The organism is Acidovorax sp., assembly GCF_016783915.1.
GTDB lineage: Bacteria > Pseudomonadota > Gammaproteobacteria > Burkholderiales > Burkholderiaceae_C > Acidovorax.
Genome location: NZ_JADHVT010000035.1, coordinates 1 through 26,933, shown reverse-complemented (window position 1 = coordinate 26,933; position 26,933 = coordinate 1). Strand labels below are relative to the sequence as shown.

Here is a 26,933-nt window from a genome sequence, read left to right as displayed (position 1 = left end):
GGGCTCCAGCATAGTGACGAATGGATGACGTTTGTGTGACACACAAGGTGGGCCAAAAAAAACGGCCCCTGAGGGCCGCTTCTGTTGCGCAAAAAACGCGAGGATCAGGCGGTGACGCCCTTGGCGGTTTCTGCGTACTCTTCGATCTGGTCGAAGTTGAGGTACTTGTAGATCGACGCGCCGTCCTTGTTCACGATGCCCATGGCGTCGTGGTACTCGGCCACCGTCGGGATCTTGCCCAGCTTGGACGCGATGGCAGCCAGCTCGGCAGAGGCCAAGAACACGTTGGTGTTCTTGCCCAGGCGGTTGGGGAAGTTACGGGTGGAGGTGGACACCACGGTAGCGCCTTCGCGCACCTGTGCCTGGTTGCCCATACACAGCGAGCAGCCGGGCATTTCGGTACGTGCACCAGCGGCACCAAAGTTGGCGTAGTGGCCTTCTTTGATCAGCTCGCTCTCGTCCATCTTGGTGGGTGGTGCCACCCACAGCTTGACGGGGATGTCACGGCTGCCGCCCAGCAGCTTGGCAGCTGCGCGGAAGTGGCCGATATTGGTCATGCAAGAACCGATGAAGGCTTCATCGATCTTGGTGCCGGCCACTTCCGACAGGGTCTTGGCGTCGTCAGGATCGTTGGGGCAACACAGGATGGGTTCCTTGATGTCGGCCAGATCGATCTCGATGACGGCTGCGTATTCGGCATCCTTGTCGGCTTCGAGCAGGTTGGGTTTGGCCAACCAGGCTTCCACCTTTTCGATACGGCGCTGCAGTGTGCGTGCATCGGCGTAGCCGTCGGCAATCATGTTCTTCATCAGCACGACGTTGCTGGTGAGGTATTCCTTGACCGGCTCGGGGTTGAGCTTGATGGTGCAACCGGCTGCGGAGCGCTCTGCCGAAGCGTCCGACAGTTCAAACGCTTGCTCAACCTTCAGGTCTGGCAGGCCTTCGATTTCAAGGATGCGGCCGGAGAAGACGTTCTTCTTGCCAGCCTTGGCCACCGTGAGCAGACCCGCCTTGATGGCATACAGAGGAATGGCGTGCACAAGGTCGCGCAGCGTCACGCCAGGCTGCATTTCGCCCTTGAAGCGCACCAGCACCGACTCGGGCATGTCCAGAGGCATCACGCCCGTCGCAGCACCAAAGGCCACCAGGCCAGAACCGGCAGGGAAAGAGATGCCAATGGGGAAACGGGTGTGCGAGTCGCCGCCGGTACCGACGGTGTCGGGCAGCAGCAGGCGGTTGAGCCAGCTGTGGATCACGCCATCACCAGGGCGCAGGGCCACGCCACCACGGTTGCTGATGAACGCGGGCAGTTCGCGGTGGGTCTTCACGTCCACAGGCTTGGGGTAGGCCGCGGTATGGCAGAACGACTGCATGACCAGATCGGCCGAGAAGCCAAGGCAGGCCAAGTCCTTCAGCTCGTCACGGGTCATGGGGCCCGTGGTGTCTTGCGAACCCACGGTGGTCATCTTGGGTTCGCAGTACGTCCCGGGGCGCACGCCCTGGCCTTCTGGCAAGCCCACGGCACGGCCCACCATCTTCTGTGCCAGCGTAAAGCCTGCAGTCGTTGCCACAGGCGCGGTCGGCAGGCGGAACAACGTGGAAACAGGGAGGCCCAGGAATTCGCGGGCCTTGGCGGTCAGCGAACGCCCGATGATCAGGTTGATACGACCACCAGCGCGCACTTCGTCAAACAGCACATCGCTCTTGAGCTTGAACTCCACCACGGTCTCGCCGTTCTTCACGATCTTGCCGTCGTAGGGGAGGATATCGACCACGTCGCCCATTTCGAGCTTGGACACATCCACTTCGATGGGCAGGGAGCCAGAGTCTTCTTGCGTGTTGAAGAAGATGGGGGCGATCTTGCCACCCAGCGTCACGCCACCGAAGCGCTTGTTGGGCACAAACGGAATGTCCTGGCCCGTGGCCCAGATCACACTGTTGGTGGCCGACTTGCGGCTAGAGCCCGTGCCCACCACGTCGCCCACATAGGCCACGAGGTGGCCCTTCTTCTTGAGGTCTTCGATGAACTGCATCGGGCCGCGCTTGCCGTCTTCTTCTGGCTTGAACGCCGCGCCTTCACGGGTGTTCTTGAGCATGGCCAGATAGTGCAGAGGAATGTCAGGGCGGCTCCATGCATCGGGGGCAGGCGACAGGTCGTCGGTGTTGGTTTCACCGGGCACCTTGAACACCGTGACGGTGATCTTCTTTTCGACTTCAGGGCGGGTGGTGAACCACTCGGCATCGGCCCAGCTCTTGATGACTTCCTGCGCCTTGGCGTTGCCCGCCTTGGCCTTGACGGCAACGTCGTTGAAGAAGTCGAACATCAGCAGCGTCTTCTTCAGGCCCTCAGCGGCCACACCGGCCACTTCGGCATCGTCCAGCAATTCGATCAGCGGGTGCACGTTGTAACCACCCACCATGGTGCCCAGCAGTTCCGTGGCCTTGGCCTTGGAGATCAGACCCACGGTGATGTCACCATGCGCCACAGCAGCCAGGAAGCTGGCCTTGACCTTGGCAGCATCGTCCACGCCAGGAGGCACGCGATGGGTCAGCAGGTCCAGCAAAAAGGCATCTTCACCAGCCGGTGGGTTCTTGATCAGTTCGATCAGTTCGGCCACCTGCTTGGCGTCCAGGGGCAGAGGCGGGATACCCAGTGCAGCGCGTTCGGCGGCATGGTCTCGGTAGGCTTTCAACATCGTTTTCTCCAGTTGCGTTCTAAGTTGGGGCGTAGCATGTGACGGAGGGGTTGGCACCAGGGGCCACGTGCTCCGCACACACCGGTCGTTGGTTGATCCGCGCGGCTTACTTGGCGGCGGGCAAGGGGTCCAGCACGCTCACGGGCGGGTTCTTCTTGATGGCTTCCGCCACCACCACCTGCTCAGGGCTCATGCACTCGTCGGCCAATCGCTGGCCCGCACGCTGGTTCATCAGCATGGACTTGTTGGCGATCTGCAGCCACACCGCACCACCCTTTGTGTCCTCCAGGCGCACCGTGCCCGTGGTCGTGGCCACCGGCGACATGTAGTACTTAAAGCCCTTGCCTTCCACATGGAAGTGGCCGGGGGTTGCGGGATCGGCTGTCACCGTGACAAAGGCCCCCAGCTCGCAGGGCATGCGCCCCACATGCACGCGCTCGGCAATCGCCAGCTCGGCAGGCGACAGGGCCGCTTCAGCGGCGATGATGCCGGCCGCCACCTGGTTGGTGGCGCTCTTGAGTTGGGTACGGCTGCTGGTGGGTTCAGCCTTGGCAGTGGCATGGCTCTTCGCAGGAGCCTTGGCCGCAGTCTTGCCCTCAGCAGGCTTGGCGGCCGTTTTGGCGGCTGGCTTGGCAGCGGGTTTGGCTGCAGCCTTGGGGTCGGACTTGGCCGCTGGCTGAGCTGTTGTTTGTGCCAAGGCGAAGGCCGGAGCCAGCAACAAGAGAGCGGAGGCAATGACGAATTTCATGGGAAGTCCTGCGTGGAAATATCCAGGGGTGTTCACGATGGAACGAGAGTCGATGCGTCAAACCAGTGACGCACCGCCAAGGGTAACGCGCGCCCAGTGCTGTGGGCGCGCTCCAGAATCTGCCAATAAAAACGGTAGCTCGCACGGTCATGCAATACCCCATCCACACTGATGGGGGCCCAGTTTGCCAACGCAGCCGCTGCAATGATCCGGGATGCGGTATCGATATCGTCCTGCTGCGGCGCAAAGGCCTGCAAGATGGTGCGGATCTGCGCCGGATGGATGCTCCACATCCGTGTGTAGCCCAGTTCGCGCGATGCGCGGCTGGCAGCGCCTTGCAGGGCAACCATGTCCGCAAATTCAGTGACTACGCAATGTGAGGGCACCTTGCCGTGCGCATGACAGGCCGAGGCAATTTCGAGCTTGGCACGCACCACCAGCGGGTGCGTGAACTGCCCGGCCGAGGTCATGGCCTGCGCGGGAATGGCGCCCCCATGGGCGGACACAAAGTCCATCAGGCCAAAACTCAGGCTCTGCACACGGGGGTGGGCAGCGATTTCAAAGGCGCGCTGCACGGCAGCTGGGGATTCGATCAGCACATGCAGAGGCACATGGGCCGCCGACGCGCGCTCCAGCGCACGTTCAGCCAGCAGCACATCGTCCACTGACTCGACCTTGGGCACCATGAAGTGGCACAGCTTGTGCCCTGCCTCGCCCGCGATCGTGGCGACATCATTGGCAAACGCAGGGTGGTCCACCGCGTGAACGCGGGCCGCTACCCGAGCTGCGGGGGCCGCAGTGGCTGCCAGACTTGCCACCAGGGACGCATGCTGCGACTCCAGCCCGACGGGTGCGCCATCTTCACAGTCGAGGGTGACATCAAAGACGCAGGTGCCAAACTCCTGGGTCATCTCCGCCTGCAATTGCAGGCTTTTGCGCATGCGCACTTCCACGCCACTGTAGTGGTCGCAGACCGGTAGAAAACCGGTCTGCGCTTGGGCGCCGAGCAACACATCGCGCGGATGGACGGACGCAGCACCCTGCCCCGATACGGGGGCTTGGGCGGCCCGAAGGCCCGATGCCACAGGCGTCGGCTGCATTGCGTCGTTCACCGGCTCGCTTACAGCAGGTGCTTGACGCCGTCTTGCTCGCCTTGCAGTTCGGCCAGCGTGATGTTGATACGCTCTTGCGAGAACGCATCGATTTCCAGACCTTCAACGATCTTGTACTCGCCGTTTTCGCAGGTCACGGGGAAACCAAACATCGTGTCCTTGGGAATGCCGTATTCGCCGTTGGATGGGACACCCATGGTGACCCACTTGCCATTGGTGCCCAGAGCCCAGTCGCGCATGTGGTCGATGGCTGCATTGGCTGCGGACGCAGCCGAAGACAGGCCACGGGCTTCGATGATGGCGGCGCCCCGCTTGCCAACGGTGGGCAGGAAGGTGTTGGCGTTCCACTCTTGGTCGTTGATCATCTTGGCAACGCTTTCGCCCTTGATGGTGGCGAAGCGGTAGTCAGCGTACATCGTGGGCGAGTGGTTGCCCCACACAGTCAGCTTTTCGATGTCGGCCACGGCCTTGCCGGTCTTGGCAGCGACTTGGCTGGCAGCGCGGTTGTGGTCCAGGCGCAGCATGGCGGTGAAGTTCTTGCGTGGCAGATCAGGGGCCGACTTCATGGCGATGTAGGCATTGGTGTTGGCAGGGTTGCCCACCACCAGCACCTTCACGTCACGCGAGGCCACGGCGTTCAGAGCCTTGCCTTGAGCCGTGAAGATAGCGCCGTTGACAGCCAGCAGCTCAGCACGCTCCATGCCGGGGCCACGTGGGCGCGAACCGACCAGCAGTGCGTAGTCCGCGTCCTTGAAGGCGGTCATGGGGTCGCTGTGTGCGGTCATCTCGACGAGCAGCGGGAAGGCGCAGTCGTCCAGCTCCATCATCACGCCCTTGAGCGCTTTTTGAGGGCCTTCGACAGGGACTTCGAGCAATTGCAGGATGACCGGCTGGTCCTTGCCCAACATCTCGCCGGAGGCGATACGGAACAGCAGTGCGTAACCGATTTGACCGGCGGCGCCGGTGACAGCGACGCGAACGGGCTTCTTGCTCATGGTGAAAACTCCAGGAAGTGAGGAAAACAGGTGTGAGTGCAACGCAAGCACTAGCGCCTGTCACCAGTAGCCCGTGCCCCGCAAAACAGCATTGGAGTTTACCCCTGATTGGACACCTCGGTCAATTTGTCTTATGTCTTATATAAGATATGATTGCAACCCGTTTGTCGTCCGATTGTCATGCGGCAACCGCACTGCCGCACACAACACACGCACAACTTACAGATCTCAAACCATGTCATCGCTTCCGTTCGCAGCAGACAGCCCCGCGCCCCCTCAGAGCGCAGCGGGAGCCGCCACGCCAGCGTTCAGCCCGCTGTACCAACAGATCAAGGGACTGATCCTGCAAAGCCTGCAGCAGGGCGAATGGAAGCCTGGCGAGGCCATCCCGAGCGAAATGGAGCTGGCAGCACGTTTTCGCGTCAGCCAGGGCACCGTACGCAAGGCGATTGACGAACTGGCCGCAGAGAACCTGGTGATGCGCCGGCAGGGCAAAGGCACTTTTGTCGCCACCCACGCTGAGCAGCATGTGCAGTACCGCTTTCTGAAGCTGCTACCCGACACCGGAGACGCTCGCGTGGAGGGCCCCGCGCAGCGCCGCGTGATCGACTGCCGCCGTGTGCGAGCCAGCGCCGACGTGGCCCGCGCACTCGCACTGCGCAGCGGCGATGCCGTCATGCAGGCCAGGCGCATCCTGTCGTTTGCAGGGGTGCCCACCATTTTGGAAGACATCTGGCTGCCAGGGCAGGCCTTCAAGGGCCTCACGGCCGAGCAGCTCGCCAACTACCAGGGGCCCACCTACGCCATGTTCGAACTCGACTTTGGCGTGCGCATGGTACGGGCCGAAGAAAAAATCCGCGCCGTGTTGCCCGATGAGGAACAGGCAGAACTGCTACAGATCACACCCGTGACACCGCTATTGAGCGTCGAACGCATTGCCTATACCTACAACGATGTTCCCATGGAGTTACGCCGGGGCCTGTATCGCACCGATACCCATCACTACCGTAATGAATTGAGCTGACAGCAGGCTGGCACCCGAGCATTAACGTCGAAAATTTCAAGCCCGGCTAAACCCTTGTGTTGCGTTGCAATAGAATTTTGTGTTCTTTGCATCTTCAAATTACAAAGCAGTTACATCCACGAAAGCACCAGAAATGACAGAACTAGCCAAAAAACGGCCTGAATTCCGCAACATCAATGCCTTCAAGGACTTGACAACCTACCGCATGACGCCTGCCGCGTGGGTTTCGATCTTGCACCGCGCCAGCGGACTGATCATGTTCCTGCTGCTGCCTTTCATCATCTGGATGTTCGACACCTCGGTGTCTTCCGAAATCTCGTTCGCCAAATTCTCGGCGGCCTTCAACATCGGCATCGGTTTTGTACCAGGCTGGTTCATCAAGCTGGTCGCACTGGCTCTGATCTGGGCCTACCTGCACCACTTCACTGCCGGTCTGCGCCACCTGTGGATGGACGTGAGCCACAGCGCCGTGAACAAGCAATTTGGCAAAACCTCTGCGCTGGCAGTGCTGGTCATCAGCATTTCGCTGGCGCTGGTGCTGGGTGCCAAGCTTTTCGGTCTGTACTGATCAATCCACAAATACGGCGGTTGCTGCCAGCCAGCGCCCGCTGAAGCACGAGAGGAAATTTCCATGTCCGTCAATTACGGTTCCAAGCGCGTCGTCGTCGGCGCCCACTATGGCCTGCGCGACTGGCTCAGCCAGCGCGTCACGGCAGTCCTGATGGCGCTCTTCACCCTGGCCCTGCTGGCCCAGGTGATTTTCTCCAAAGGCCCCATCGGCTACGACAAATGGGCCGGAATCTTCTCGGCCCAATGGATGAAGGTGCTGACCTTCTCCGTGATCGTCGCGATTGCCTGGCACGCGTGGGTCGGCCTGCGCGAAGTCCTGATGGACTACATCAAGCCCGTGGGCCTGCGTCTGGCACTGCAAGTGTTCAGCATTGTCTGGCTGGTCAGCTGCGCCGGCTGGGGCATCCAGGTTCTGTGGCGTCTCTGATTCCCGCGATTGAAGGTACACAATGAGCTACACACAAGCCAACATCACCAAGCGCAAGTTTGACGTCATCATCATCGGAGCCGGTGGCTCCGGCATGCGGGCATCCCTGCAACTGGCCCGCGCGGGCCTGAACGTTGCGGTTCTCTCCAAGGTATTCCCCACTCGTTCGCACACCGTGGCTGCCCAGGGCGGCATCGGTGCGTCGCTGGGCAACATGTCCGAGGACAACTGGCACTATCACTTCTACGACACCATCAAGGGCTCCGACTGGCTCGGCGACCAGGATGCGATCGAGTTCATGTGCCGCGAAGCCCCCAAGGTCGTGTACGACCTGGAACACATGGGCATGCCGTTTGATCGCAACACCGACGGCACGATCTACCAGCGCCCCTTCGGCGGCCACACCGCCAACTACGGCGAAAAGCCTGTACAACGCGCTTGCGCTGCAGCCGACCGCACGGGCCACGCCATGCTGCACACGCTGTACCAGCAAAACGTCAAGGCCCGCACCAACTTCTTCGTGGAGTGGATGGCCCTGGACCTGATCCGCGACGCCGATGGCGACGTGGTGGGCGTGACGGCGCTGGAAATGGAAACCGGCGACCTGCACATCCTCGAAGCCAAGACCACGCTGCTGGCCACCGGTGGCGCAGGCCGCATTTTTGCCGCCTCGACCAACGCCTTCATCAACACCGGTGACGGCCTGGGCATGGCTGCACGCGCAGGCATTCCGCTGGAAGACATGGAGTTCTGGCAGTTCCACCCCACCGGCGTGGCCGGCGCGGGCGTACTGCTGACCGAAGGTTGCCGTGGTGAAGGCGCCATCTTGCTCAACAGCAACGGCGAACGCTTCATGGAGCGCTATGCGCCCACATTGAAGGACCTGGCACCGCGCGACTTCGTGTCGCGCTCGATGGACCAGGAAATCAAGGAAGGCCGTGGCTGCGGTCCCAACAAGGACTACGTGCTGCTCAAGCTGGACCACCTGGGCGCAGAAACCATCCACAAGCGCCTGCCCTCGGTGTACGAAATTGGTGTCAACTTCGCCAACGTGGACATCACCAAGGAGCCGATCCCTGTGGTGCCCACCATCCACTACCAGATGGGTGGCATTCCCACCAACATCAATGGCCAGGTGGTAGTGCAGCAAGGCGGCAACGACAACCTCGTGGTCAACGGCCTGTACGCGGTGGGCGAATGCTCTTGCGTATCGGTGCACGGCGCTAACCGCCTGGGCACCAATTCGCTGCTGGACCTGCTGGTGTTCGGCCGCGCAGCTGGCAACCACATTGTCGAGTTCAACGACAAGAACAAGAACCACAAGCCCCTGCCCAAGGATGCGGCCGACCGCACTCTGGAGCGCCTCAACCGCCTGCAAGGCGCCAGCAGCGGCGAATACGCCCAGGATGTGGCCAACGACATCCGCGCCAGCATGCAACTGCACGCCGGTGTGTTCCGCACGCAAGCGAGCATGGACGAAGGCGTCAAGAAGATCGCCGAGCTGCGCAACCGCGTCAACAGCGTGGGCCTGAAGGACCACTCCAAGGTGTTCAACACCGCCCGCATCGAAGCACTGGAAGTCGAGAACCTGATCGAAGCTGCGCAAGCCACGATGGTGTCCGCTGCTGCCCGCAAGGAATGCCGCGGCGCCCACACCGTGAGCGACTACGAGCGCCCCGCAGACGACCCGGTGGCACCACTGGGCCGCGACGATGCCAACTGGATGAAGCACTCCCTGTGGCACAGCGAGAGCAACAGCCTGACCTACAAGCCCGTCAAACTCAAACCCCTGACCGTGGACTCAGTTCCGCCCAAGGTTCGCACGTTCTAAACGGATACAGGAGCACCCACCATGGCAAAACGCACCTTCCAAATCTACCGCTACGATCCTGACAAGGACGCCAAGCCCTACATGCAGACCGTCGAAGTTGAACTCGACGGCAGCGAACGCATGCTGCTGGACGCCCTGATGAAGCTCAAGGCACAAGACCCCACCCTGTCGTTCCGTCGCTCGTGCCGTGAAGGTGTTTGCGGCTCGGACGCCATGAACATCAACGGCAAGAACGGCCTGGCCTGCCTGACCAACATGAACACGCTGCCCGGCACCGTGGTTCTGAAGCCCCTGCCCGGCCTGCCCGTGATCCGCGACCTGATCGTGGACATGACGCAGTTCTTCAAGCAGTACAACTCCATCAAGCCCTACCTCGTCAACGACAACGTGCCGCCCGAAACCGAGCGCCTGCAGTCGCCCGAGGAGCGTGAAGAGCTGAACGGCCTGTACGAGTGCATTCTGTGCGCCAGCTGCTCCACCAGCTGCCCCAGCTTCTGGTGGAACCCCGACAAGTTCGTGGGCCCCGCTGGTCTGCTGCAGGCCTACCGCTTCATCGCCGACAGCCGCGACGAGGCCACCACGGAGCGCCTGGACAACCTGGAAGACCCGTATCGCCTGTTCCGTTGCCACACCATCATGAACTGCGTGGACGTGTGCCCCAAGGGCCTGAACCCCACCCGGGCCATCGGCAAGATCAAGGAACTGATGGTGCGCCGCGCCATCTGAGCGCAGCCCTGCCACACACCGGTCCATGCAAACGCTGTCCACCCCTTCCATCGCGCCAGAGGCGGCCTCGCCGCTGCTGGACGAACGCGAGCTGAGCAAGCTGCACTGGCGCTGCCGGCGCGGCCTGCTGGAGAACGACTTGTTCATCGAGAAGTTCTTCAACCGCTTCGAATCGACGCTGACGCGGCGCCATGCCCAGGGCCTCAACGCGCTGATGGATCTGGCGGACAACGACCTGCTGGACCTGCTGCTGCGACGGCGCGAGCCCTCGGGCGAACAAGACACACAAGAAGCGCGTGAAGTGCTCGGCATGCTGAGACAAAGCGGTGGCGCCACGGCAGTGCATGCCTGACACCCAGCCCTCGCACCAAGACCGGATTCGTATCGGCAACCTACCCAAGGAAAGTAACAATGAAGCTAGCTGACAACAAAGCCACCCTGTCGTTCAGTAACGGCAGCCCCAGCGTGGACCTGCCGGTCTATCAGGGCAGCATCGGCCCGGACGTCATCGACATCCGCAAGCTGTATGCACAGACGGGCATGTTCACCTATGACCCGGGCTTCCTGTCCACAGCAGCCACCCAGTCGGCCATCACCTATATCGATGGCGACAAGGGCGAGTTGCTGTACCGCGGCTACCCCATTGAGCAGTTGGCTGAGAACTGCGACTTCCTGGAAACCTGCCACCTGCTGCTGTACGGCGATCTGCCCAACGCTGCACAAAAGACCGACTTCACCAGCCGCGTGACCAACCACACCATGGTCAACGAGCAGATGCAGTTCTTCCTGCGTGGCTTCCGCCGCGACGCGCACCCCATGGCTGTGCTGACCGGTCTGGTGGGTGCCCTGTCGGCCTTCTACCACGACAGCACGGACATCAACAACCCGCAGCACCGCGAGATCGCCGCGATCCGCCTGATCGCCAAGATGCCCACGCTGGTTGCCATGGCCTACAAGTACGGCATGGGCCAGCCCTACATGTACCCACAGAACCACCTCTCGTACGCAGGCAACTTCCTGCGCATGATGTTCGGCACTCCCTGCGAAGAGTACAAGGTCAACCCCGTGCTGGAACGCGCACTGGACCGCATCTTCATCCTGCACGCTGACCACGAGCAGAACGCCTCGACCTCCACCGTGCGCCTGTGCGGCTCGTCGGGCACCAACCCGTTCGCAGCCATCGCTGCGGGCGTGGCCTGCCTGTGGGGCCCTGCCCACGGCGGCGCCAACGAAGCTGCCCTGAACATGCTGTACGACATCCAGGCCCAGGGCGGCGTGGAAAAGATCGGCGACTTCATCAAGCAGGTCAAGGACAAGAACTCCGGCGTCAAGCTGATGGGCTTTGGCCACCGCGTGTACAAGAACTACGACCCCCGCGCCAAGCTCATGCAAGAGACTTGCAATGAAGTGCTGGCCGAACTGGGCCTCGAAAACGACCCGCTGTTCAAGCTGGCCAAGGAACTGGAAAAGATCGCCCTGGAAGACGACTACTTCGTGCAGCGCAAGCTCTACCCGAACGTGGACTTCTACTCCGGCATCGTGCAGCGCGCCATCGGCATCCCCGTGAACCTGTTCACCGGCATCTTCAGCCTGGCCCGCACCGTGGGCTGGATTGCCCAGCTGAACGAAATGATCGGCGACCCCGAGTACAAGATCGGCCGCCCACGCCAGCTGTTCACCGGCTCCGTGCGCCGCGACGTGCCTCCCCTGGCCAACCGCTGATCGGTACGGCGCCCGCGCCGCCCGCACCCCACCATCAAGCCCGCAGGCAGTGCCTGCGGGCTTTTTTCATGGCTCATCGGCATGGGCTTTATGAAAAACCTCTCAATACTCCCCCTGAGTAATAGGTCTTTTAATGTCCGTAGCGCAATCAGCATATGCGCTTGTCTTTTATACTGCCACCCAGTACACCCCAGTTAACGGTCAGCCGCCGCCTGCTCATGCCCCACACTGCCGAAGACAAACAACGTGCCATCACCCGGCTGCGCCGCATCAAAGGCCAGGCTGAGGCGCTGGAACGCGCGGTGGAGGCAGGCAGCGACTGCGCCCCCATCCTGCAGCAGCTGGCCGCCATGCGTGGCGCAGTGCACGGGCTGATGGCCGACCTGCTCGACAGCCATGTGCGCGAGACGCTGGCAGAAAAGCCGGCTCCCTCGCAGCAAGCCATTGACGAAACACTGGCCCTGCTTCGCTCGTACCTCAAATAAACCGCCCCACACCACACCCGATTGACTGAAAGGACCACCCCATGAAATCCCGTGCCGCCGTAGCCTTCAAAGCTGGAGAACCCCTGCAGATCGTCGAAATCGACGTGGCCCCGCCCAAAAAGGGCGAAGTGCTCATCAAGATCACCGACACCGGTGTGTGCCACACCGACGCATTCACCCTGAGCGGTGAAGACCCCGAAGGCATCTTCCCCGTGGTGCTGGGCCATGAAGGCGCCGGCATCGTGGTGGAAGTGGGCGAAGGCGTGACCAGCGTGAAGCCCGGCGACCATGTGATCCCCCTCTACACCGCCGAATGTGGCGAGTGCCTGTTCTGCAAGAGCGGCAAGACCAACCTGTGCGTGAGCGTGCGCGCCACGCAGGGCAAGGGCGTGATGCCCGATGGCACCACGCGCTTCAGCTACAACGGCCAGCCCATCTACCACTACATGGGCTGCAGCACCTTCAGCGAATACACCGTGGTGGCCGAGGTGTCGCTCGCCAAGGTCAACCCCGACGCCAACCCCGAGCAGGTGTGCCTGCTGGGCTGCGGCGTGACCACGGGCCTGGGCGCCGTCAAGAACACCGCCAAGGTGCAAGAGGGCGACACCGTAGCCGTGTTTGGCCTGGGCGGCATTGGCCTGGCCGTGATCCAGGGCGCCAAGCTGGCCAAGGCCGGGCGCATCATCGCCATCGATACCAACCCCTCCAAGTTCGACCTGGCCCGCACCTTTGGCGCGACCGACTGCGTGAACCCCAAGGACCACGACAAGCCGATCCAGCAAGTCATCGTGGAGATGACGACCTGGGGCGTGGACCACAGCTTTGAGTGCATCGGCAACGTGAACGTGATGCGCGCCGCACTCGAATGCGCGCACCGGGGCTGGGGCCAGTCGGTCATCATCGGCGTAGCGGGCGCGGGGCAAGAGATCAGCACCCGCCCCTTCCAGCTCGTCACCGGCCGCAAGTGGCTGGGCACGGCGTTTGGCGGCGTCAAGGGCCGCAGCGAGCTGCCCGGCATGGTTGAAGACGCGATGGCAGGCAAGATCCAGCTCGCGCCGTTCGTCACGCACACCATGGGCCTGAAGGACATCAATGAGGCGTTTGACCTTATGCACGAAGGCAAGTCCATCCGCTCGGTCGTCAAGTACGCCGCGTAACTCCGTAGGCCGCCAGCGCCCACGGCCCCTGACACTACAGGGCATTCTGGGTGCTGGCCCTGGCCGGCCATGACAAACGGCCTGGAGCCGAGTTTTCGGCCCACTACAAGCCCCGAATGCCTCAAGCGCTACAAGATATTGCCTGAGTAGCTATCAATTCAAGAGCAATCACCATGACCACTCCCTTGAACCTGCTCAGCCAGCACGCCTGCTTTGGCGGCGAGCAGCGCTTTTACCAGCACACCTCCACCACCATCGGCCTGCCGATGAAGTTCTCGGTGTACCTGCCGCCCCAGGCCCAACAGGGCCCCGTGCCCGCCGTGCTGTACCTGGCCGGGCTGACCTGCACAGAAGAGACCTTTGCGATCAAGGCCGGCGCCCAGCGCCTGGCCGCCGAGCTGGGCCTGGCCCTGATCGCACCCGACACCAGCCCGCGCGGTGAGGCAGTGCAGTCCCTGCCCGGCGCCACGGCCAGCTGGGACTTTGGCGTGGGCGCAGGCTTTTACCTGGACGCCACGCAGAGCCCCTGGAACACCCACTGGCGCATGGAGAGCTACCTGCTGCAAGAGCTGCTGCCCCTGGTGGGCCAGCATCTGCCCATCGACCTGCAGCGCCTGGGCATCTTCGGCCACAGCATGGGCGGCCATGGGGCGCTCACGCTGGCCCTGCGCCACCCAGGCCGGTTCAAGACAGTGTCGGCCTTTGCGCCCATCTGCGCGCCCACCCAGTGCCCGTGGGGCGAAAAGGCCTTCACCGGCTACCTGGGCCCCGACCGCACCACCTGGCTGGAGCATGACGCCACGGTGCTGATGCAGCACCAGCCCATTGCGCCCTACCCGGCGGGCATCCTCGTCGACCAGGGGATGGACGACAAATTCCTGGCAGACCAGCTGCACCCCCACCTGTTCGAGGCTGCGTGCCAGGCCATCGGCCAGCCGCTGACGCTGCGCCGTCACGCGGGCTACGACCACGGCTACTACTTCGTGCAGAGCTTTGTCGGGGATCATTTGACGCACCACGCTGCGCGACTGTGATGCCAAGCCCCCGCATGACGGGGGAAAGATTGGATCACCCAGGCCCGTGGAAAGGTCTGGGAGGAAGGTCATGTGCTCCAAATTTATAATATTTGATAAATATGCTTTTATTTATCATATTTTGAAATGATAATGTCCCCCAGGCTGCCGATTCGATCGCGGCCTGCCTGTAGAGGACAGCATGATTTCCACAGAAACAGCCCCATCGCCCCTCCCTTCTGCGGATGACGATCCAACGGGATCACAAGCCGCAGCGCCGCGACAACTGGCCGACTGGACAGCCGAGGAATGGCTGAAAGCCCAGCTGTTTGACTCCACCCCGATGGGCCTGTGTGTCATGCAGCACGGGCGGCCTTTGTTCATCAATCGGCACATGGCTCGCACGCTGGGTGGCGATGACAGCGATTGCAACGCAGCCGCGCCGGACCTGGAGCAGCGCTGGCCTGACCTGTGGCCCCAGCTGCAGCACATCGGTGGCGAAACACGCGTGGTGCATTGCAAGCGGGCAGACGGCAGCCTGCTGGTGGGCAGGGCCTATACCCGGTCGCTCGACAAGCTGATGGGCGGCACGGAGGTGGTGACCCTGGTGGACGACACCCGTCGTGAAGGCCCCGGTTTTTCAGCCACCTGGCGCGCACGCATGCTGGAACAGGCCGAAACCATCGGCCGCAGCGGCTCGGCTGAAATTGACATGGCCACGGGCAAGATGGTCGCCTCCAAAGGGCTGCACCAGCTTCTGGGCACACCTTTCAGTCCGCAGCCCCGGCGCGGCGCAAGCTTCCTGCGATGGGTACCCGCCGGGGAACGTGGCTACGTCGCTGCGATATGGCAAGGCGCCATCACCGACGAACCTTTCGAGTTCCAGCACCGACTGGTCGCACAGGACGGCACCCGCATGGAGGTTCTCCAGCGTGGCATGGTCGAGGCAGACGCCGCCGGACGCTTGCACGGGTACCTGATCGTGCAGGACATCACGGCCCAGCGTCAGGCGGAGCAACGCATTCAACAGCTGGCCCACCAGGATGAGGTCACTGGTCTGAGCAACCGAACCTTCTTGCTGGATCAGATCGATGCAGCGGTGAACAATGCACGGTGGGATCCTGGCACCTTCCTCGTTTTGTCGGTGCAGGTCGACAAGGTCGATCAGCTCAAGCAGGCCATGGGTTACGGCGCGGGAGACAGCATGGCGCGGGCCGTGGCCGAGCGGCTGACAGCCCTTGCCGAGCCGGGCGATGTCGTTGCGCGCATTGACGGTGGCGAGTTCGCCATCATGGTGTCGCCACAAAGCAGCCGCCTGGATGCAACGGGCCACATCCACGCCAGGGCCGTGGTGCAAGCACTGTCGCACGCCGAGCGGGTGGGCGCGTCTGAAATCGTGCCCAGCGCCTGTGTGGGCGTTGCCCGCTTTCCACAGGATGCCGAGACCGCTGGCGATCTGCTGGAGGCAGCGCAGATGGCGCGCATGCGCATCGATGCACAAGGTGAGCAAGTGGCGGTGTTCACACCAGAAACACGCGCGATGGCCTTGCGCCGTCTGGCCATCGAGTCAGGCTTGCGTCACGCAGCCGAACGCGGAGAGTTAACGCTCTCCTATCAGCTGCAGGCGGATCTGGGGAGCGGGGAAGTCATTGGCGCTCAGGCAATGCTCGAATGGACGAGTGCCGAACTGGGCCCGGTGCCGTTCAAGGAGTTCATGCCGGTGGCGCTGCAGTCGGGCCTGGTGGTGAGCCTTGGCGACTGGAAACGCAATGCATTGTGCGCCCAGTTGCAGTCCTGGGAACAAACAAAGGTGAGGGTGCCCCGCATGAGCACGAGGATCAGCACGCTGGAGCTTCAGCAGCACGACGTGTTCGAAAAAATGCGGCACACCATGAAACAGTACGGGCTTTCACCGCAAAGACTGGGGGTGGAGATCAGCGAGCGTGCGCTGGTTGACGGCGGAGACGGTCTGGCCCCCACGCTGACGCAACTCAAGGCGCTGGGTGTCGAAATCACCCTGGGTGACTTCGGCGCGAACTTCACCAATCTGGCACTGCTTCGCAGCCTTCCCGTTGATGTGATCAAGGTCGACCGCTCTTGCGTACCCGATGTGACGGCAGCCGTGGGTGCGGTATCCCTCACACGGGCCATCATCAACATGGGCCATAGCCTGCAGATGCAGGTCATGGCCGAGGGTGTGGAAACCACAGGCCAACTCACATTGCTGATCGCCAGCGGTTGTGACCGGATGCAAGGCCCGGTGCTGGCCTCGCCGGTAGATGGAGAAACGTTCATCCAGATGCTGTCGCAACGCAAGCGCCTGCCCGACAGCATGCTCTCCCGCCGTCGCGAACGCACGCTGCTGCTGGTGGATGACGAGCCCAGCATCGTTTCGTCGCTCAAACGCCTGTTCCGCCGCGACGGCTATCGCATCGTCACCGCAAGCGGCGGGGCTGAGGGACTACAGCGCATGACGGAGTATGAAGTTGACGTAGTTCTCTCGGACCAGCGCATGCCGGGCATGACAGGCGTCGAATTCCTGCGCCGCGCCAAGGACCTCTACCCTGACACAGTCCGGCTTGTGCTCTCGGGCTATACCGAACTCCAGTCCATTACCGACGCGGTCAACGAAGGCGCCATCTACCGCTTCTTGACCAAGCCCTGGGACGACGAGCGCCTGCTGGAGCATGTGCGCGAGGCGTTTGCCCACAAGGAAATGGCTGACGAAAACAAGCGACTGGCGACCGAGGTGGTCACCGCAAGCGAGGCCCTCACGCGCGCCAACGAACGCCTGGAGCAGGTGCTGGGCAACCAACAGCGGCAGATTGATCTGGAGGCTGCACGCGCCAACACCGCACGCGATCTGCTCGACGCACTGCCTGTTGCACTGCTGGGGGTTGACTCCCACGGCACCATCGTGTTGACCAACCTCGAACTGCAGCGTGTGCTGGGTGCAGACACACCGATGCTGGGTGAATCAGCAGCCCAGGCGCTGGGGCGGGACTATGAGACGCTGAGTGCAGCAGCCGGCATGTCTGGCGGCCAGCCCGCACGCATGGTCACGCTATCGCTACGCGGCCGCAGCTGGCAGGCATGGGTGCGTGCGCTGGACCACGCCGCGTCACGCGGCCTGGTTCTGACACTCATCCATAACGTTTCCCAACAGGCGCAATCATGACTTCACCCACCACCATTCCGCCACCCGAGCAAGATGCCAGTGCTGCCGTATGCGGTCCGCTGGAACAGCCCCGGCCCGCAGCCGGCCCGTCGGTCTCCCTCCCCCTTCCCGCCTCCACTGCCGCTGTTCGGCTCGGATACCTTTTCCGGCGGCTTTCTGCCGACGATGTGCCTCTGGAACTGCGGCGCGCGCTGTACCAATATCGCGGGGTGCCTCTATGAATGTTCTGCCCGTCGCATCGATGCCGCCCCCTCGCATCACGCTGGACCGACAGGCCCTGGCAGACGACATCCGCTCGCTGCCGTCCCTTCCCACAGTGGTCGTGCAGCTGCAAGCCCTCATGGCGCAGAACGACACATCGATCGACAGTTTTTCCAACACCCTGCAGCTTGACCAAGCCCTGTCGGTCAAGGTGCTGCAACTGGCCAATTCTCCGTTCTACGGTCTTTCCAATCGCATAGGCTCGGTGCGTGATGCCATCAACGTCCTGGGCTTGCGACAGCTAGGCACGTTGGTGCTGGCGGCAGCGCTCACGGTGCAATTCGAAAAACTGCATGGCAAGGCACTGCATATCGAGGCGTTCTGGCGTCACTCCATCGGGTGCGCCGTTGCAGCAAGGCAAATAGCCAGGCTGCACGGCATGAACGAGCCAGCGGCTTTCACAGCCGGTCTTCTGCACGACGTAGGTCGGCTCGTTGTGGATAGCCACTATCCCGAAGAGGCCGCCCTCATCATGGCATGGGCGGACTCACAGGACCTGCCGTATTTCGAGGCTGAACAGGCGCTCACCGGCATCCACCACGCAGAACTGGGACAGTGGGTGTGCCAGCACTGGCACTTTGCCCCCGAGATCACCGAGGCCATTGCAGGTCACCACCAGCCGGGCAGCGCGTCAAAGGCCATGTTGGCCGACGTGGTGCATGTGGCCGACGCTCTGGCGCACGCGCTGGACCTGGCAGAACTGGCCAGTGAAGCCGTGCCGGCCATCAACCGCAGCGTGTGGCAGCGACTCGCACTGACAGAGCAGCGCACAGCGGCACTACTGCGTGGCATTGAAGAAGAGTTTCAGCAACTGGAGTCCGTGCTTCGCCCCAGAAAGGAAACACCATGATTTCACCGACCCAAGACGGCAACGCGGCTGCGCAAACAGAGTTGCACGATGACAGCGGCCCCCTGTGCACCATCGTTCAGCCTACGGAGTTGACGCTTGCAGAGATGTCCGACGTACAAATCAGGGCGATCGTTGGCGAGTTGCTTCAAGCCAACAAGGAACTGAAGGTTCTGAACTCCAAACTCTCAGACGCCAGGAACAAGCTGATCCAGTCGGAAAAACTGGCGTCCATCGGGCAGCTTGCCGCAGGCGTGGCCCACGAGATCAACAACCCCATCGGTTTCATCTTCTCCAACTTCGGGACCCTGGAGCAATACCTGCAGGACCTGTTCCGAATGCTATCCGCCTACGAGGACACAGAGGCCAGCCTGCACGATTCCGAGGCTCTCGCACAAGTGCGGCAATTGCGTGAAGACCTGGACATTGACTACCTCAAGGAAGATATTCCCAACCTGATGCGCGAATCGCGCGACGGCATCCAGCGCGTGCGCAAGATAGTGCAAGACCTCAAGGACTTCTCACGGGTGGACGCTCGCCAGGAGTGGGAGAGCGTCAACTTGCACCACGGCATCGACTCAACGCTGAACATCGTGAACAACGAGATCAAGTACAAGGCCGATGTGGTGAAGCTCTATGGCGACGTGCCAGACGTTCAGTGCCTGCCATCCGAACTGAACCAAGTGTTCATGAACCTGCTGGTCAATGCCGCCCACGCCATCACCAAGGAACGCGGAACGATCACCATCCGCACGGGAACATATGGCGGCGACGCGTGGGTGGAAGTCTCCGATGACGGCGCGGGCATCGCCCCAGAAAATCTGCAAAGGATCTTCGACCCCTTCTTCACCACCAAACCGGTGGGCCAGGGTACGGGCCTCGGGCTTTCGTTGTCATACGGCATCGTGCAGAAGCACGGGGGCCGCCTCGAAGTGAGCAGCGAAATAGGCCACGGGACCACCTTCCGCGTCACCGTCCCGATGCAGCGCAACGATACGGCGCAACCGCAGGCATGACCCAGCGGCCACCGACTCACCCACCGCGATGGAGCTTGACGCAAGATGACCCCGACGGACCTTTCCACCATGCTGCCCAGTCCTAACGGCAGCCTGGCCCCAGCACAAGGGCCAGACCCGTCACAACCCCCTCTGGACGCCTCCGAGCAGCCTTGGACAGTACTATGCGTCGACGATGAGCCAGGCATTCTGTCTGCGCTCAAGCGCGTGTTGCGAGCCGAAGACTGCAAGGTCCTGCAAGCAACGGGCGGCACCGAAGCCTTGCAGCTGATGGAAACGCATGCAGTCGATGTGGTGGTGAGCGACATGCGCATGCCTGGCATGGACGGAGCTGCATTCCTGGGCCACGTGAGAGTGCGCTGGCCGGAAACTGCCCGCATTCTGCTGACCGGCTATGCCGACATGAAGCCCACATCGCGGCCATCAACGATGGGCAGATTTACCGGTACATCCACAAGCCCTGGGACGAAACCGAGCTACGCCTGACGGTGCGCCAGGCTGCGGAGCACCGGTTGCTACAGCGTGATCGGGCACGCCTGCAAGCCCTGACCGCAGCACAGAACGAAGAGCTGCGGGACCTCAATGCTGGGCTGGAGGACCGCGTCCAGGAACGAACAACCGAACTTCAGCATGCCAACGACCAACTGCGCCGCAACTACCTGACCAGCATCAAAATTTTCTCCAACCTCATGGAGCTCCGCAGTGGCTTGCTCGTTGGACACGGCAAGCGCACCGCCAGCCTGGCGCGCAAGGTCGCGCAAATGATGGGGCTCACGGACAGCGCCCTGCAAGATGTGTTCGTAGCAGGACTGCTACACGACATGGGACTCATGGCACTGCCCGACAGCATCCTGAATAAGCCGGTTGGCCGGCTCACTGCCGAGGAGATGATCAGCTACCAGCGCCATCCGGTGCTTGGCGCCCAGGCGTTCATGGCGCTGGATGAACACCAACCCGTAGCGGCCATCATCCGTTCTCACCATGAGCGCTGGGACGGCAGCGGCTTTCCGGACCGGTTGGAGGGCGCGCAAATTCCGATAGGCGCCCGGATTCTGGCCGTCGTTGACACCTTTGACGATCTCACGCACGGGCACCTGACAGGTACGCCGCTGACCGACACCGAAGCACGAACTCTCCTGCAAAGAGGTCGTGCCACGCAGTTTGATGCCGAAGTGATCGATCTGTTTTTGCACATCATGCAAAAAGAGCCACCCCGCCCACCAGAGCGACTTCTCTCGTTGGCTGCGGCCCAGTTAGAGCCGGGCATGGCACTGGGCAAGGACCTTTTTTCCCAGGAAGGCGTCCTGCTGCTGTCGGCAGGGCATGTGCTGACGGCTGAATTGATCGGACGCATCAAGCGCTATGCAAAGGTCGAAGGCCTGGCACTCAAGCTGGACATACGCCCCGACGCTCCAACGTAGGCGGTATCCGCCCCGGGATGAAGCCGTGATGATTTCACCGCGAACATAGCGTCCTGCCTCTGAGAACCTGTTTACGATCTCCCCGGGGTCGCGCAGCCGTCTTTGCGGGATGGTGTGCAAGGCGCGGGGTGCAGCCAACAGCCAGACTATTGGCAAGCGCCGCAACGCCGCAGACCGCCCGCAAAGACCGCTGCCCGAAGGATTGGAGCGCAACCCCCTGCGAGATCGTAAACAGGCTCTCAGGCTTTGCGCCCTGGCGACCTTCAGAGACGCCAACACAGGGCATGTGAACCGGCACAAACCGCCTTGATCTGTCCACTATCACGGGGGCAACCAGGTCGGGAGCGTTGCGAAGACAGCTCACAGGGACTCTGATCCCCATCGGTCCGTAGGTATTGCCCCCCGCATTAACGCACTCTTAAGCCTCCACGGGCAAACTACACCCCATGTATCCGTCTCTACGGCAATATCTGCCTTTTTACTCGGCTCCGCTTGCGAAGCCACCCGCCACGCCCTCCGCTCCCCGCCCACTGCACCCCGCCTGGGTAGTGGTGCTGGTCAGCACCTGGCTGGCCACGGCCTGCAACGTGCCGCTGTGGCAAGAGGTGGCCCAGCTTCCCGGCCAGGGCAGCCTGCGCGGCTGGGGTTTTGCGCTGGCGTTTGCACTCATCGTCGCGGCGGGCAACGCGGCGCTGCTGAGCCTGCTGGCCTGGCGCTGGACGCTCAAGCCCGCAGTGCTGGTGCTGGTGCTGATGGCCGCGTTCGGTGCGTACTTCATGCTCGCCTACGGCATCGCCATCGACGCCAGCATGCTGGTCAACGTGATGCAGACCGACGTGAAGGAAGCCGGCGACCTGCTCAACCTGCGCATGCTGGGCACCGTGCTCATCCTGGCGGTGCCGCCGCTGCTGTGGCTGTACCGCCGCCCCGTGCAGCGCCTGACCGCGCTGCGCCACCTGGCGCACAACGGGCTGCTGCTGGTGGGCTCCATTGCGGTCATCGTGGTGTGCCTGCTGCTGGTGTTCCAGGACTTTGCGTCCACCATGCGCAACCACACCAAGCTGCGCTACCTGATCAACCCCCTCAACAGCGTGTACGCGCTGGGCAACATCGCCACCAAGCCCCTGCGCATGGACACCAGCAAGATCCTGCCGCTGGGCCGTGACGCCCAGCTGGGCGCCAGCTATGCCGGCCAGGCCAAGCCCCCGCTGCTGGTGCTGGTGCTGGGCGAGACGGGCCGCAGCGGCAACTTTGGCCTCAACGGCTATGCGCGCGACACCACCCCCCGCCTCTCGGCCCGCAAGGACCTGGTGAGCGCTCGCAACGCCTGGTCCTGCGGCACCAGCACCGCCGCGTCGGTGCCCTGCATGTATTCGCACCTGGGCCGCACGGGCTACGAGGGCCGCTCGGCCAACTACGAAAGCCTGATCGACGTGCTGCACCATGCAGGCCTCGCGGTGCTGTGGGTGGACAACCAGTCGGGCTGCAAGGGCGTGTGCGACCGCGTCGGCGAGACCATCACCAGCACCCAGAAAGACCCAGCGCTGTGCGCTGGCGGCGAGTGCCTGGACCGCGTGATGCTCAAGGACCTGGACGCCCAGATCGCCGCCCTGCCCGCCGAGCAGCGCCAGCGTGGCACCGTGGTGGTGATGCACCAGATGGGCAGCCACGGCCCCGCGTACTACAAGCGCTCCGCGCCCGAGAACAAGAAGTTCAGTCCCGAGTGCACATCCACCGCCTTGCAGGAATGCCAGCGCGAGCAGGTGGTCAACGCCTACGACAACAGCATCGTCGAGACGGACCATTTCCTCGATTCAGTGCTCCAGTGGCTGGGAGCGCAAGAGAAAAATGCCCAGACAGCTATGATTTACGTAGCAGATCATGGCGAATCGCTGGGTGAGAACAACATCTACCTGCACGGCCTGCCCTACTCCATTGCCCCTGACGTGCAAAAGCACGTGCCCTGGATCACCTGGCTGTCGCCCGCCATGCAGGCCCGCACCCACCTGGCCACCGGCTGCCTGCAGCAAGACCTGGGCGAACGGCGCATCACCCACGACCACTACTTTCACTCGGTGCTGGGCCTGATGGATGTGAAGACCGAGGCATACAACACTGAGCTGGACATGTTTGCCGCCTGTCGCAAGCCCGCTGCGGCGGGCTGAGGCAGGCCGAAACCCGGGCGCGCCGCACGGCCAGTTCAGCGCGCCTCAGGCAGCAACAGGATCTTGCCGATACTGGCGCCAGACTCCATGCGCCGATGCGCCTGCGCGGCGTCGGCCAGCGCAAACGTGCTGTCAATCACCGGCCGGATCACCCCGGCAGCCAAGGCCGGCAGCCATTGCCGGGCAAACCGCTGCACCATGGCCTGCTTGATCTCGGGCGGGCGGGACTTCATCACCGTGCCAAAGATCTGCAAGTGGCGGAACAGCACCGCATCCATCGGTAAGACAGCCCCCTGCGCGCCACCGAGAAGGCCCACGGACACCAGGCGCCCCCCTTCGGCCAGCGACCGCACGTTGCGCTCCAGGTACGGAGCCCCGATGAAGTCGATCACCACATCCACACCCCGGCCCTGCGTTGCCTGCGCGACCACCGCCTGAAAGTCTTCGCTGCGGTAGTCGATGAACACATCGGCTCCACAGGTCAGCACGGCACCACGCTTGTCACCACCCGCCGTGGCAAACACCCGGGCTCCCGCTGCATGGGCCAGTTGCACGGCGGCAGAGCCCACGCCGCCCGCCGCTGCATGGATCAGTACCGACTCGCCAGCGTGCAGGCGAGCCAGGTGGAAAAGCGCCTCGTGCGCGGTCACGAACACCTCGGCCACGGCGCCAGCCGCCACCAGGTCCATGCCCGCAGGCACTTGCATGGCCATGCGATGGTCGATGCGCGACAGCTCGGCGTAGGCGCCGCCGCCCACAATGCCCATCACCCGGTCGCCCACGGCAAAGTCCTGTACCTCAGCCCCTACCGCCACCACCGTGCCTGCAATCTCCAGCCCCATGGTGTCGGCATCGCCAAAGTAGGCGCGGCCGTAGGCCCCCTTGCGGTGCGACAGGTCGGCACGGTTGACGCCAATGGAGGCGTTGCGGACCAGCAGGTCGTGCGGACGCACCTCGGGGGTAGGCATCTCGCGCACCACCAGCACTTCGGGCCCGCCGAAGTCATCGAACACGATGGCTTGCATGGTGCGTTGGGTGGTTGCGGGCGGTTCATTCACAGGCGTGGACATGGGTGTTGCTCCTCAAGCATGGCTTTCAATGCCTCTGAGGATAGGGCGCATCGCAGTGTTTTAAACGCAGCAATTTCACTCCACGGCGATGCAAATTTGCATCACACTTGGTTCTCCCCGCCCCCTCTCGACCACCATGAACTGGGACGACACCCGCATTTTTCTTGCTCTGACGCGAGCCCCCTCCTTGCGCGCCGCCGCGCGCAGCCTGGGCGTGGACCAGGCCACCGTCGGACGGCGGCTGAACGCGCTGGAGGCAGAGCTGGGCGCCAAGCTGTTTCTGCGTGCCAAGGACGGCTACCTGCTCACCGCTGCAGGCGAGACAGCGCTGGCCGCCGCCCGCCGCATGGAAAGCGCGGCCCTGGACCTGCGCACCCGCATCGAGGGCCAGGACACCAGCCCCGGCGGCCTGGTGCGCGTGACCAGCACTGACTCGATCGCCATCGACCTGCTCATGCCCGCCATCGAGCGCCTGCAGCAGCACTGGCCCCACATCCGCGTGGACCTGGAGGTCTCCACCCAGTTGCTCAGCCTCAGCCGCAGGCAGGTGGACATCGCGTTCCGCAACGTCCGGCCCGAAACGCCCGATCTGGTGGTGCGCCGCATGGTGTCGTGGCCCGTGGGCCTGTTTGCCAGCGCGGGCTACATCGAGCGCTTTGGCGTGCCCGTGCCCGATGACGAACTGCGCGGCCACCACCTGGTGGCCTACGCACCCTACCTGGAGCAAAGCCCGGTTCTGACCATGGCGGGAGTGCCCGCCCGCCAGGGCAAGATCGCGCTGGCCGTGCGCTCGAGCCTGCTGGTGCGCAAGGGCGTGGCGGCGGGCATTGGCCTGGGTGAAATGCCGGTGTGGATGGGTGAGCGCGAGGGCCTGGTGCGCATCTGGCCCGAACGCCGCCGGGCGACCGACTACGAAGTCTGGCAGGTCATGCACCCCGACCTGCAGCGCACGGCACGGGTGCGCGCCACGGCAGAGTTTTTGTCCGAGGCATTCCAAGTCCAGTAGGCGCCACCAGCCCATGGTGTCCTACCCAACGGGCCGAGCCACCTGGCTGCACCACCTGGCCGAAGCACCTCATGCACCATACTCTGACGCAGACCTATCCACCCTTGCGCACCACCATGCCACACACCATCCACCACCGGGAACTGGACGCGAAAGGCGCGTTCTACATCGAACACAACGGCCAGCGCCTGGCCGAAATGACCTACAGCCGCACCAACGCCACAATGGTCATCGTGGACCACACCGAAGTGGACACTTCGCTCAGCGGCCAGGGCGTAGGGCGCGCGCTGCTCAGCGCGCTGGTGCAATGGGCCAGGGCCACAGGCACCAAGGTGGTCCCGCTGTGCCCGTTTGCCAAGGCGCAGTTCGACAAGGACGGGGCTTTGCGGGACGTGCTGGTGTAAGCAGTCCCGCTGACAGCGGGTGCCCGCCAGGGGCGATCAGTTTCTGGCGATGGCAAAGAACGCTATTCGCCATGGATGGCCAGCACAAACCGCGGGTATTGGTGGTGGAGTTGCTCCTACCGGGACAGCCCACGCCGCTGAAGACACCAAGCGCCTTCAGGTAGAAAATCCCGTCATGAATCAAAGCGTCATTTACGCCCTGGGCGCAGCGGTGCTCTTCGGCGCCAGCACCCCATTTGCCAAGCTGCTGACGGGCGACCTGCCACCGGTGCTGCTGGCAGGCCTTCTGTATCTGGGCAGCGGCCTGGGACTGGCCCTGGTGCGTGTGGTCCGCGATGGCGGGCTCAAGCCCTCTGGCATTCCCTTGAATGAATGGCCCTGGCTCCTGGGCGCCGTGCTGTTTGGAGGCGTGATGGGGCCTGTGGCGCTGATGCTGGGACTGCACTCCACCAGCGGCGCCACGGCTTCGCTGCTGTTGAATCTGGAAGCGGTGCTGACCGCAGTCATTGCCTGGTGGGTGTTCAAAGAAAACGCCGACCGGCGCATCGTGGGGGGCATGCTTGCCATCGTGGCGGGAGGCATTGCCCTGGGCTGGCAGACCGGCTCTCCGTGGCAACCCGGCGGCACGGGCTCCTGGCTGGTGGGCCTGGCCTGCTTGTGCTGGGCCATCGACAACAACCTCACACGCAAGGTTTCTGCCTCCGACGCGCTCTTCGTTGCCAGCATCAAGGGCCTGATCGCGGGGTCGGTCAACACCACGCTGGCCATCAGCATGGGCGCCGCCTGGCCTTCGTGGGCCACACTGTCTGCAACGATGGCTGTCGGCCTTTTAGGATACGGACTGAGCCTTGTGCTGTTTGTGCTGGCATTGCGCGGGCTCGGCACAGCCCGCACGGGAGCGTACTTCTCCACCGCGCCCTTCATGGGGGTGGTTGTGTCCTTGTTGGTGTTCTCGGAACCAACGTCATGGGTGTTCTGGATGGCCGCTGCGCTGATGGGCCTGGGGGTGTGGTTGCACCTCACGGAACACCACAGCCACGAGCACCAACACGAAGCGCT

24 protein-coding genes are annotated in these 26,933 nt (G+C 63.0%); 19 read left to right on the top strand and 5 right to left on the bottom strand.

Going from position 1 to position 26,933, the window contains the following annotated elements; translation table 11 throughout:
- Window positions 1-104: 104 nt before the first annotated feature.
- From acnB to ISS20_RS09405, 4 genes are all read right to left on the bottom strand, one after another.
- Window positions 105-2,696: a bifunctional aconitate hydratase 2/2-methylisocitrate dehydratase gene (gene acnB / locus ISS20_RS09420; protein WP_291435955.1), complete on the bottom strand. Its 2,592-nt coding sequence runs from the start codon at window positions 2,694-2,696 to the stop codon at window positions 105-107.
- Window positions 2,697-2,802: 106 nt separating this feature from the next.
- Window positions 2,803-3,444 carry a hypothetical protein gene (locus tag ISS20_RS09415; RefSeq protein ID WP_291435953.1) on the bottom strand — a complete coding sequence of 214 codons (642 nt, stop codon included), beginning with the start codon at window positions 3,442-3,444 and terminating at the stop codon, window positions 2,803-2,805.
- Window positions 3,445-3,476: 32 nt separating this feature from the next.
- Window positions 3,477-4,544 carry an aldolase/citrate lyase family protein gene (locus ISS20_RS09410; RefSeq protein WP_291435952.1) on the bottom strand — a complete coding sequence of 356 codons (1,068 nt, stop codon included), beginning with the start codon at window positions 4,542-4,544 and terminating at the stop codon, window positions 3,477-3,479.
- A 20-nt stretch (window positions 4,545-4,564) separates the two neighbouring features.
- Window positions 4,565-5,551, bottom strand: a complete 987-nt coding sequence (locus ISS20_RS09405; RefSeq protein WP_291435950.1) for a malate dehydrogenase — start codon at window positions 5,549-5,551, stop codon at window positions 4,565-4,567.
- 235 nt (window positions 5,552-5,786) lie between these two features.
- On the opposite strand from ISS20_RS09405, the gene ISS20_RS09400 reads away from it, so the two are divergent.
- The 16 genes from ISS20_RS09400 to ISS20_RS09325 all read left to right on the top strand — a co-directional run bounded on the left by ISS20_RS09400 (window position 5,787) and on the right by ISS20_RS09325 (window position 23,394).
- Complete coding sequence (locus tag ISS20_RS09400) at window positions 5,787-6,575, top strand: GntR family transcriptional regulator (RefSeq protein WP_291435948.1); 789 nt, start codon at window positions 5,787-5,789, stop codon at window positions 6,573-6,575.
- Window positions 6,576-6,708: 133 nt separating this feature from the next.
- Window positions 6,709-7,143 (top strand): succinate dehydrogenase, cytochrome b556 subunit, encoded by a 435-nt coding sequence (gene sdhC / locus ISS20_RS09395; protein ID WP_291435947.1) that lies wholly within the window; start codon window positions 6,709-6,711, stop codon window positions 7,141-7,143.
- 63 nt (window positions 7,144-7,206) lie between these two features.
- Window positions 7,207-7,572 carry a succinate dehydrogenase, hydrophobic membrane anchor protein gene (sdhD, locus tag ISS20_RS09390; RefSeq protein WP_015015055.1) on the top strand — a complete coding sequence of 122 codons (366 nt, stop codon included), beginning with the start codon at window positions 7,207-7,209 and terminating at the stop codon, window positions 7,570-7,572.
- A 22-nt stretch (window positions 7,573-7,594) separates the two neighbouring features.
- Complete coding sequence (sdhA, locus tag ISS20_RS09385; protein ID WP_291435945.1) at window positions 7,595-9,403, top strand: succinate dehydrogenase flavoprotein subunit; 1,809 nt, start codon at window positions 7,595-7,597, stop codon at window positions 9,401-9,403.
- Between the two features lie 21 nt (window positions 9,404-9,424).
- Window positions 9,425-10,129, top strand: coding sequence for a succinate dehydrogenase iron-sulfur subunit (locus tag ISS20_RS09380; protein ID WP_015015057.1), 705 nt, complete (start codon window positions 9,425-9,427; stop codon window positions 10,127-10,129).
- Between the two features lie 25 nt (window positions 10,130-10,154).
- Window positions 10,155-10,481, top strand: coding sequence for a succinate dehydrogenase assembly factor 2 (locus ISS20_RS09375; protein ID WP_291435942.1), 327 nt, complete (start codon window positions 10,155-10,157; stop codon window positions 10,479-10,481).
- Window positions 10,482-10,540: 59 nt separating this feature from the next.
- Entirely contained in the window at window positions 10,541-11,851 is a 1,311-nt protein-coding gene (locus tag ISS20_RS09370; protein WP_291435940.1) for a citrate synthase, read from the top strand.
- A gap of 218 nt (window positions 11,852-12,069) precedes the next feature.
- Window positions 12,070-12,336 (top strand): metal/formaldehyde-sensitive transcriptional repressor, encoded by a 267-nt coding sequence (locus ISS20_RS09365; protein WP_056064906.1) that lies wholly within the window; start codon window positions 12,070-12,072, stop codon window positions 12,334-12,336.
- A gap of 41 nt (window positions 12,337-12,377) precedes the next feature.
- Window positions 12,378-13,493: an S-(hydroxymethyl)glutathione dehydrogenase/class III alcohol dehydrogenase gene (locus ISS20_RS09360; protein WP_291435938.1), complete on the top strand. Its 1,116-nt coding sequence runs from the start codon at window positions 12,378-12,380 to the stop codon at window positions 13,491-13,493.
- Window positions 13,494-13,666: 173 nt separating this feature from the next.
- Window positions 13,667-14,527, top strand: a complete 861-nt coding sequence (fghA, locus tag ISS20_RS09355) for an S-formylglutathione hydrolase (protein ID WP_291435936.1) — start codon at window positions 13,667-13,669, stop codon at window positions 14,525-14,527.
- A gap of 181 nt (window positions 14,528-14,708) precedes the next feature.
- Complete coding sequence (locus tag ISS20_RS09350) at window positions 14,709-17,684, top strand: EAL domain-containing protein (protein ID WP_291435934.1); 2,976 nt, start codon at window positions 14,709-14,711, stop codon at window positions 17,682-17,684.
- A 217-nt stretch (window positions 17,685-17,901) separates the two neighbouring features.
- Window positions 17,902-18,795: an HDOD domain-containing protein gene (locus tag ISS20_RS09345; protein ID WP_291435932.1), complete on the top strand. Its 894-nt coding sequence runs from the start codon at window positions 17,902-17,904 to the stop codon at window positions 18,793-18,795.
- Window positions 18,792-19,808 (top strand): ATP-binding protein, encoded by a 1,017-nt coding sequence (locus ISS20_RS09340; protein WP_291435930.1) that lies wholly within the window; start codon window positions 18,792-18,794, stop codon window positions 19,806-19,808. The genes ISS20_RS09345 and ISS20_RS09340 overlap by 4 nt, the downstream gene beginning before the upstream one ends.
- 69 nt (window positions 19,809-19,877) lie before the next feature.
- Complete coding sequence (locus ISS20_RS09335; protein ID WP_291435928.1) at window positions 19,878-20,294, top strand: response regulator; 417 nt, start codon at window positions 19,878-19,880, stop codon at window positions 20,292-20,294.
- 2 nt (window positions 20,295-20,296) lie between these two features.
- Window positions 20,297-21,229, top strand: coding sequence for an HD domain-containing phosphohydrolase (locus tag ISS20_RS09330; protein WP_291435927.1), 933 nt, complete (start codon window positions 20,297-20,299; stop codon window positions 21,227-21,229).
- Window positions 21,230-21,675: 446 nt separating this feature from the next.
- On the top strand, window positions 21,676-23,394 hold the full coding sequence (locus ISS20_RS09325; protein WP_291435926.1) for a phosphoethanolamine--lipid A transferase: 1,719 nt from the start codon (window positions 21,676-21,678) through the stop codon (window positions 23,392-23,394).
- Between the two features lie 35 nt (window positions 23,395-23,429).
- On the opposite strand, the gene ISS20_RS09320 is transcribed toward ISS20_RS09325, so the two are convergent.
- Window positions 23,430-24,464: an NAD(P)H-quinone oxidoreductase gene (locus ISS20_RS09320; RefSeq protein ID WP_291435923.1), complete on the bottom strand. Its 1,035-nt coding sequence runs from the start codon at window positions 24,462-24,464 to the stop codon at window positions 23,430-23,432.
- Between the two features lie 136 nt (window positions 24,465-24,600).
- Here ISS20_RS09320 and ISS20_RS09315 point away from each other — a divergent pair, with 136 nt between their 5' ends.
- The 3 genes from ISS20_RS09315 to ISS20_RS09305 all read left to right on the top strand — a co-directional run.
- Window positions 24,601-25,470 (top strand): LysR family transcriptional regulator, encoded by an 870-nt coding sequence (locus ISS20_RS09315; RefSeq protein ID WP_291435922.1) that lies wholly within the window; start codon window positions 24,601-24,603, stop codon window positions 25,468-25,470.
- 71 nt (window positions 25,471-25,541) lie between these two features.
- Complete coding sequence (locus tag ISS20_RS09310) at window positions 25,542-25,874, top strand: GNAT family N-acetyltransferase (protein WP_291435920.1); 333 nt, start codon at window positions 25,542-25,544, stop codon at window positions 25,872-25,874.
- A gap of 175 nt (window positions 25,875-26,049) precedes the next feature.
- Window positions 26,050-26,933: DMT family transporter (locus ISS20_RS09305; RefSeq protein WP_291435917.1), on the top strand; the 884-nt coding region annotated here is incomplete at its 3' end.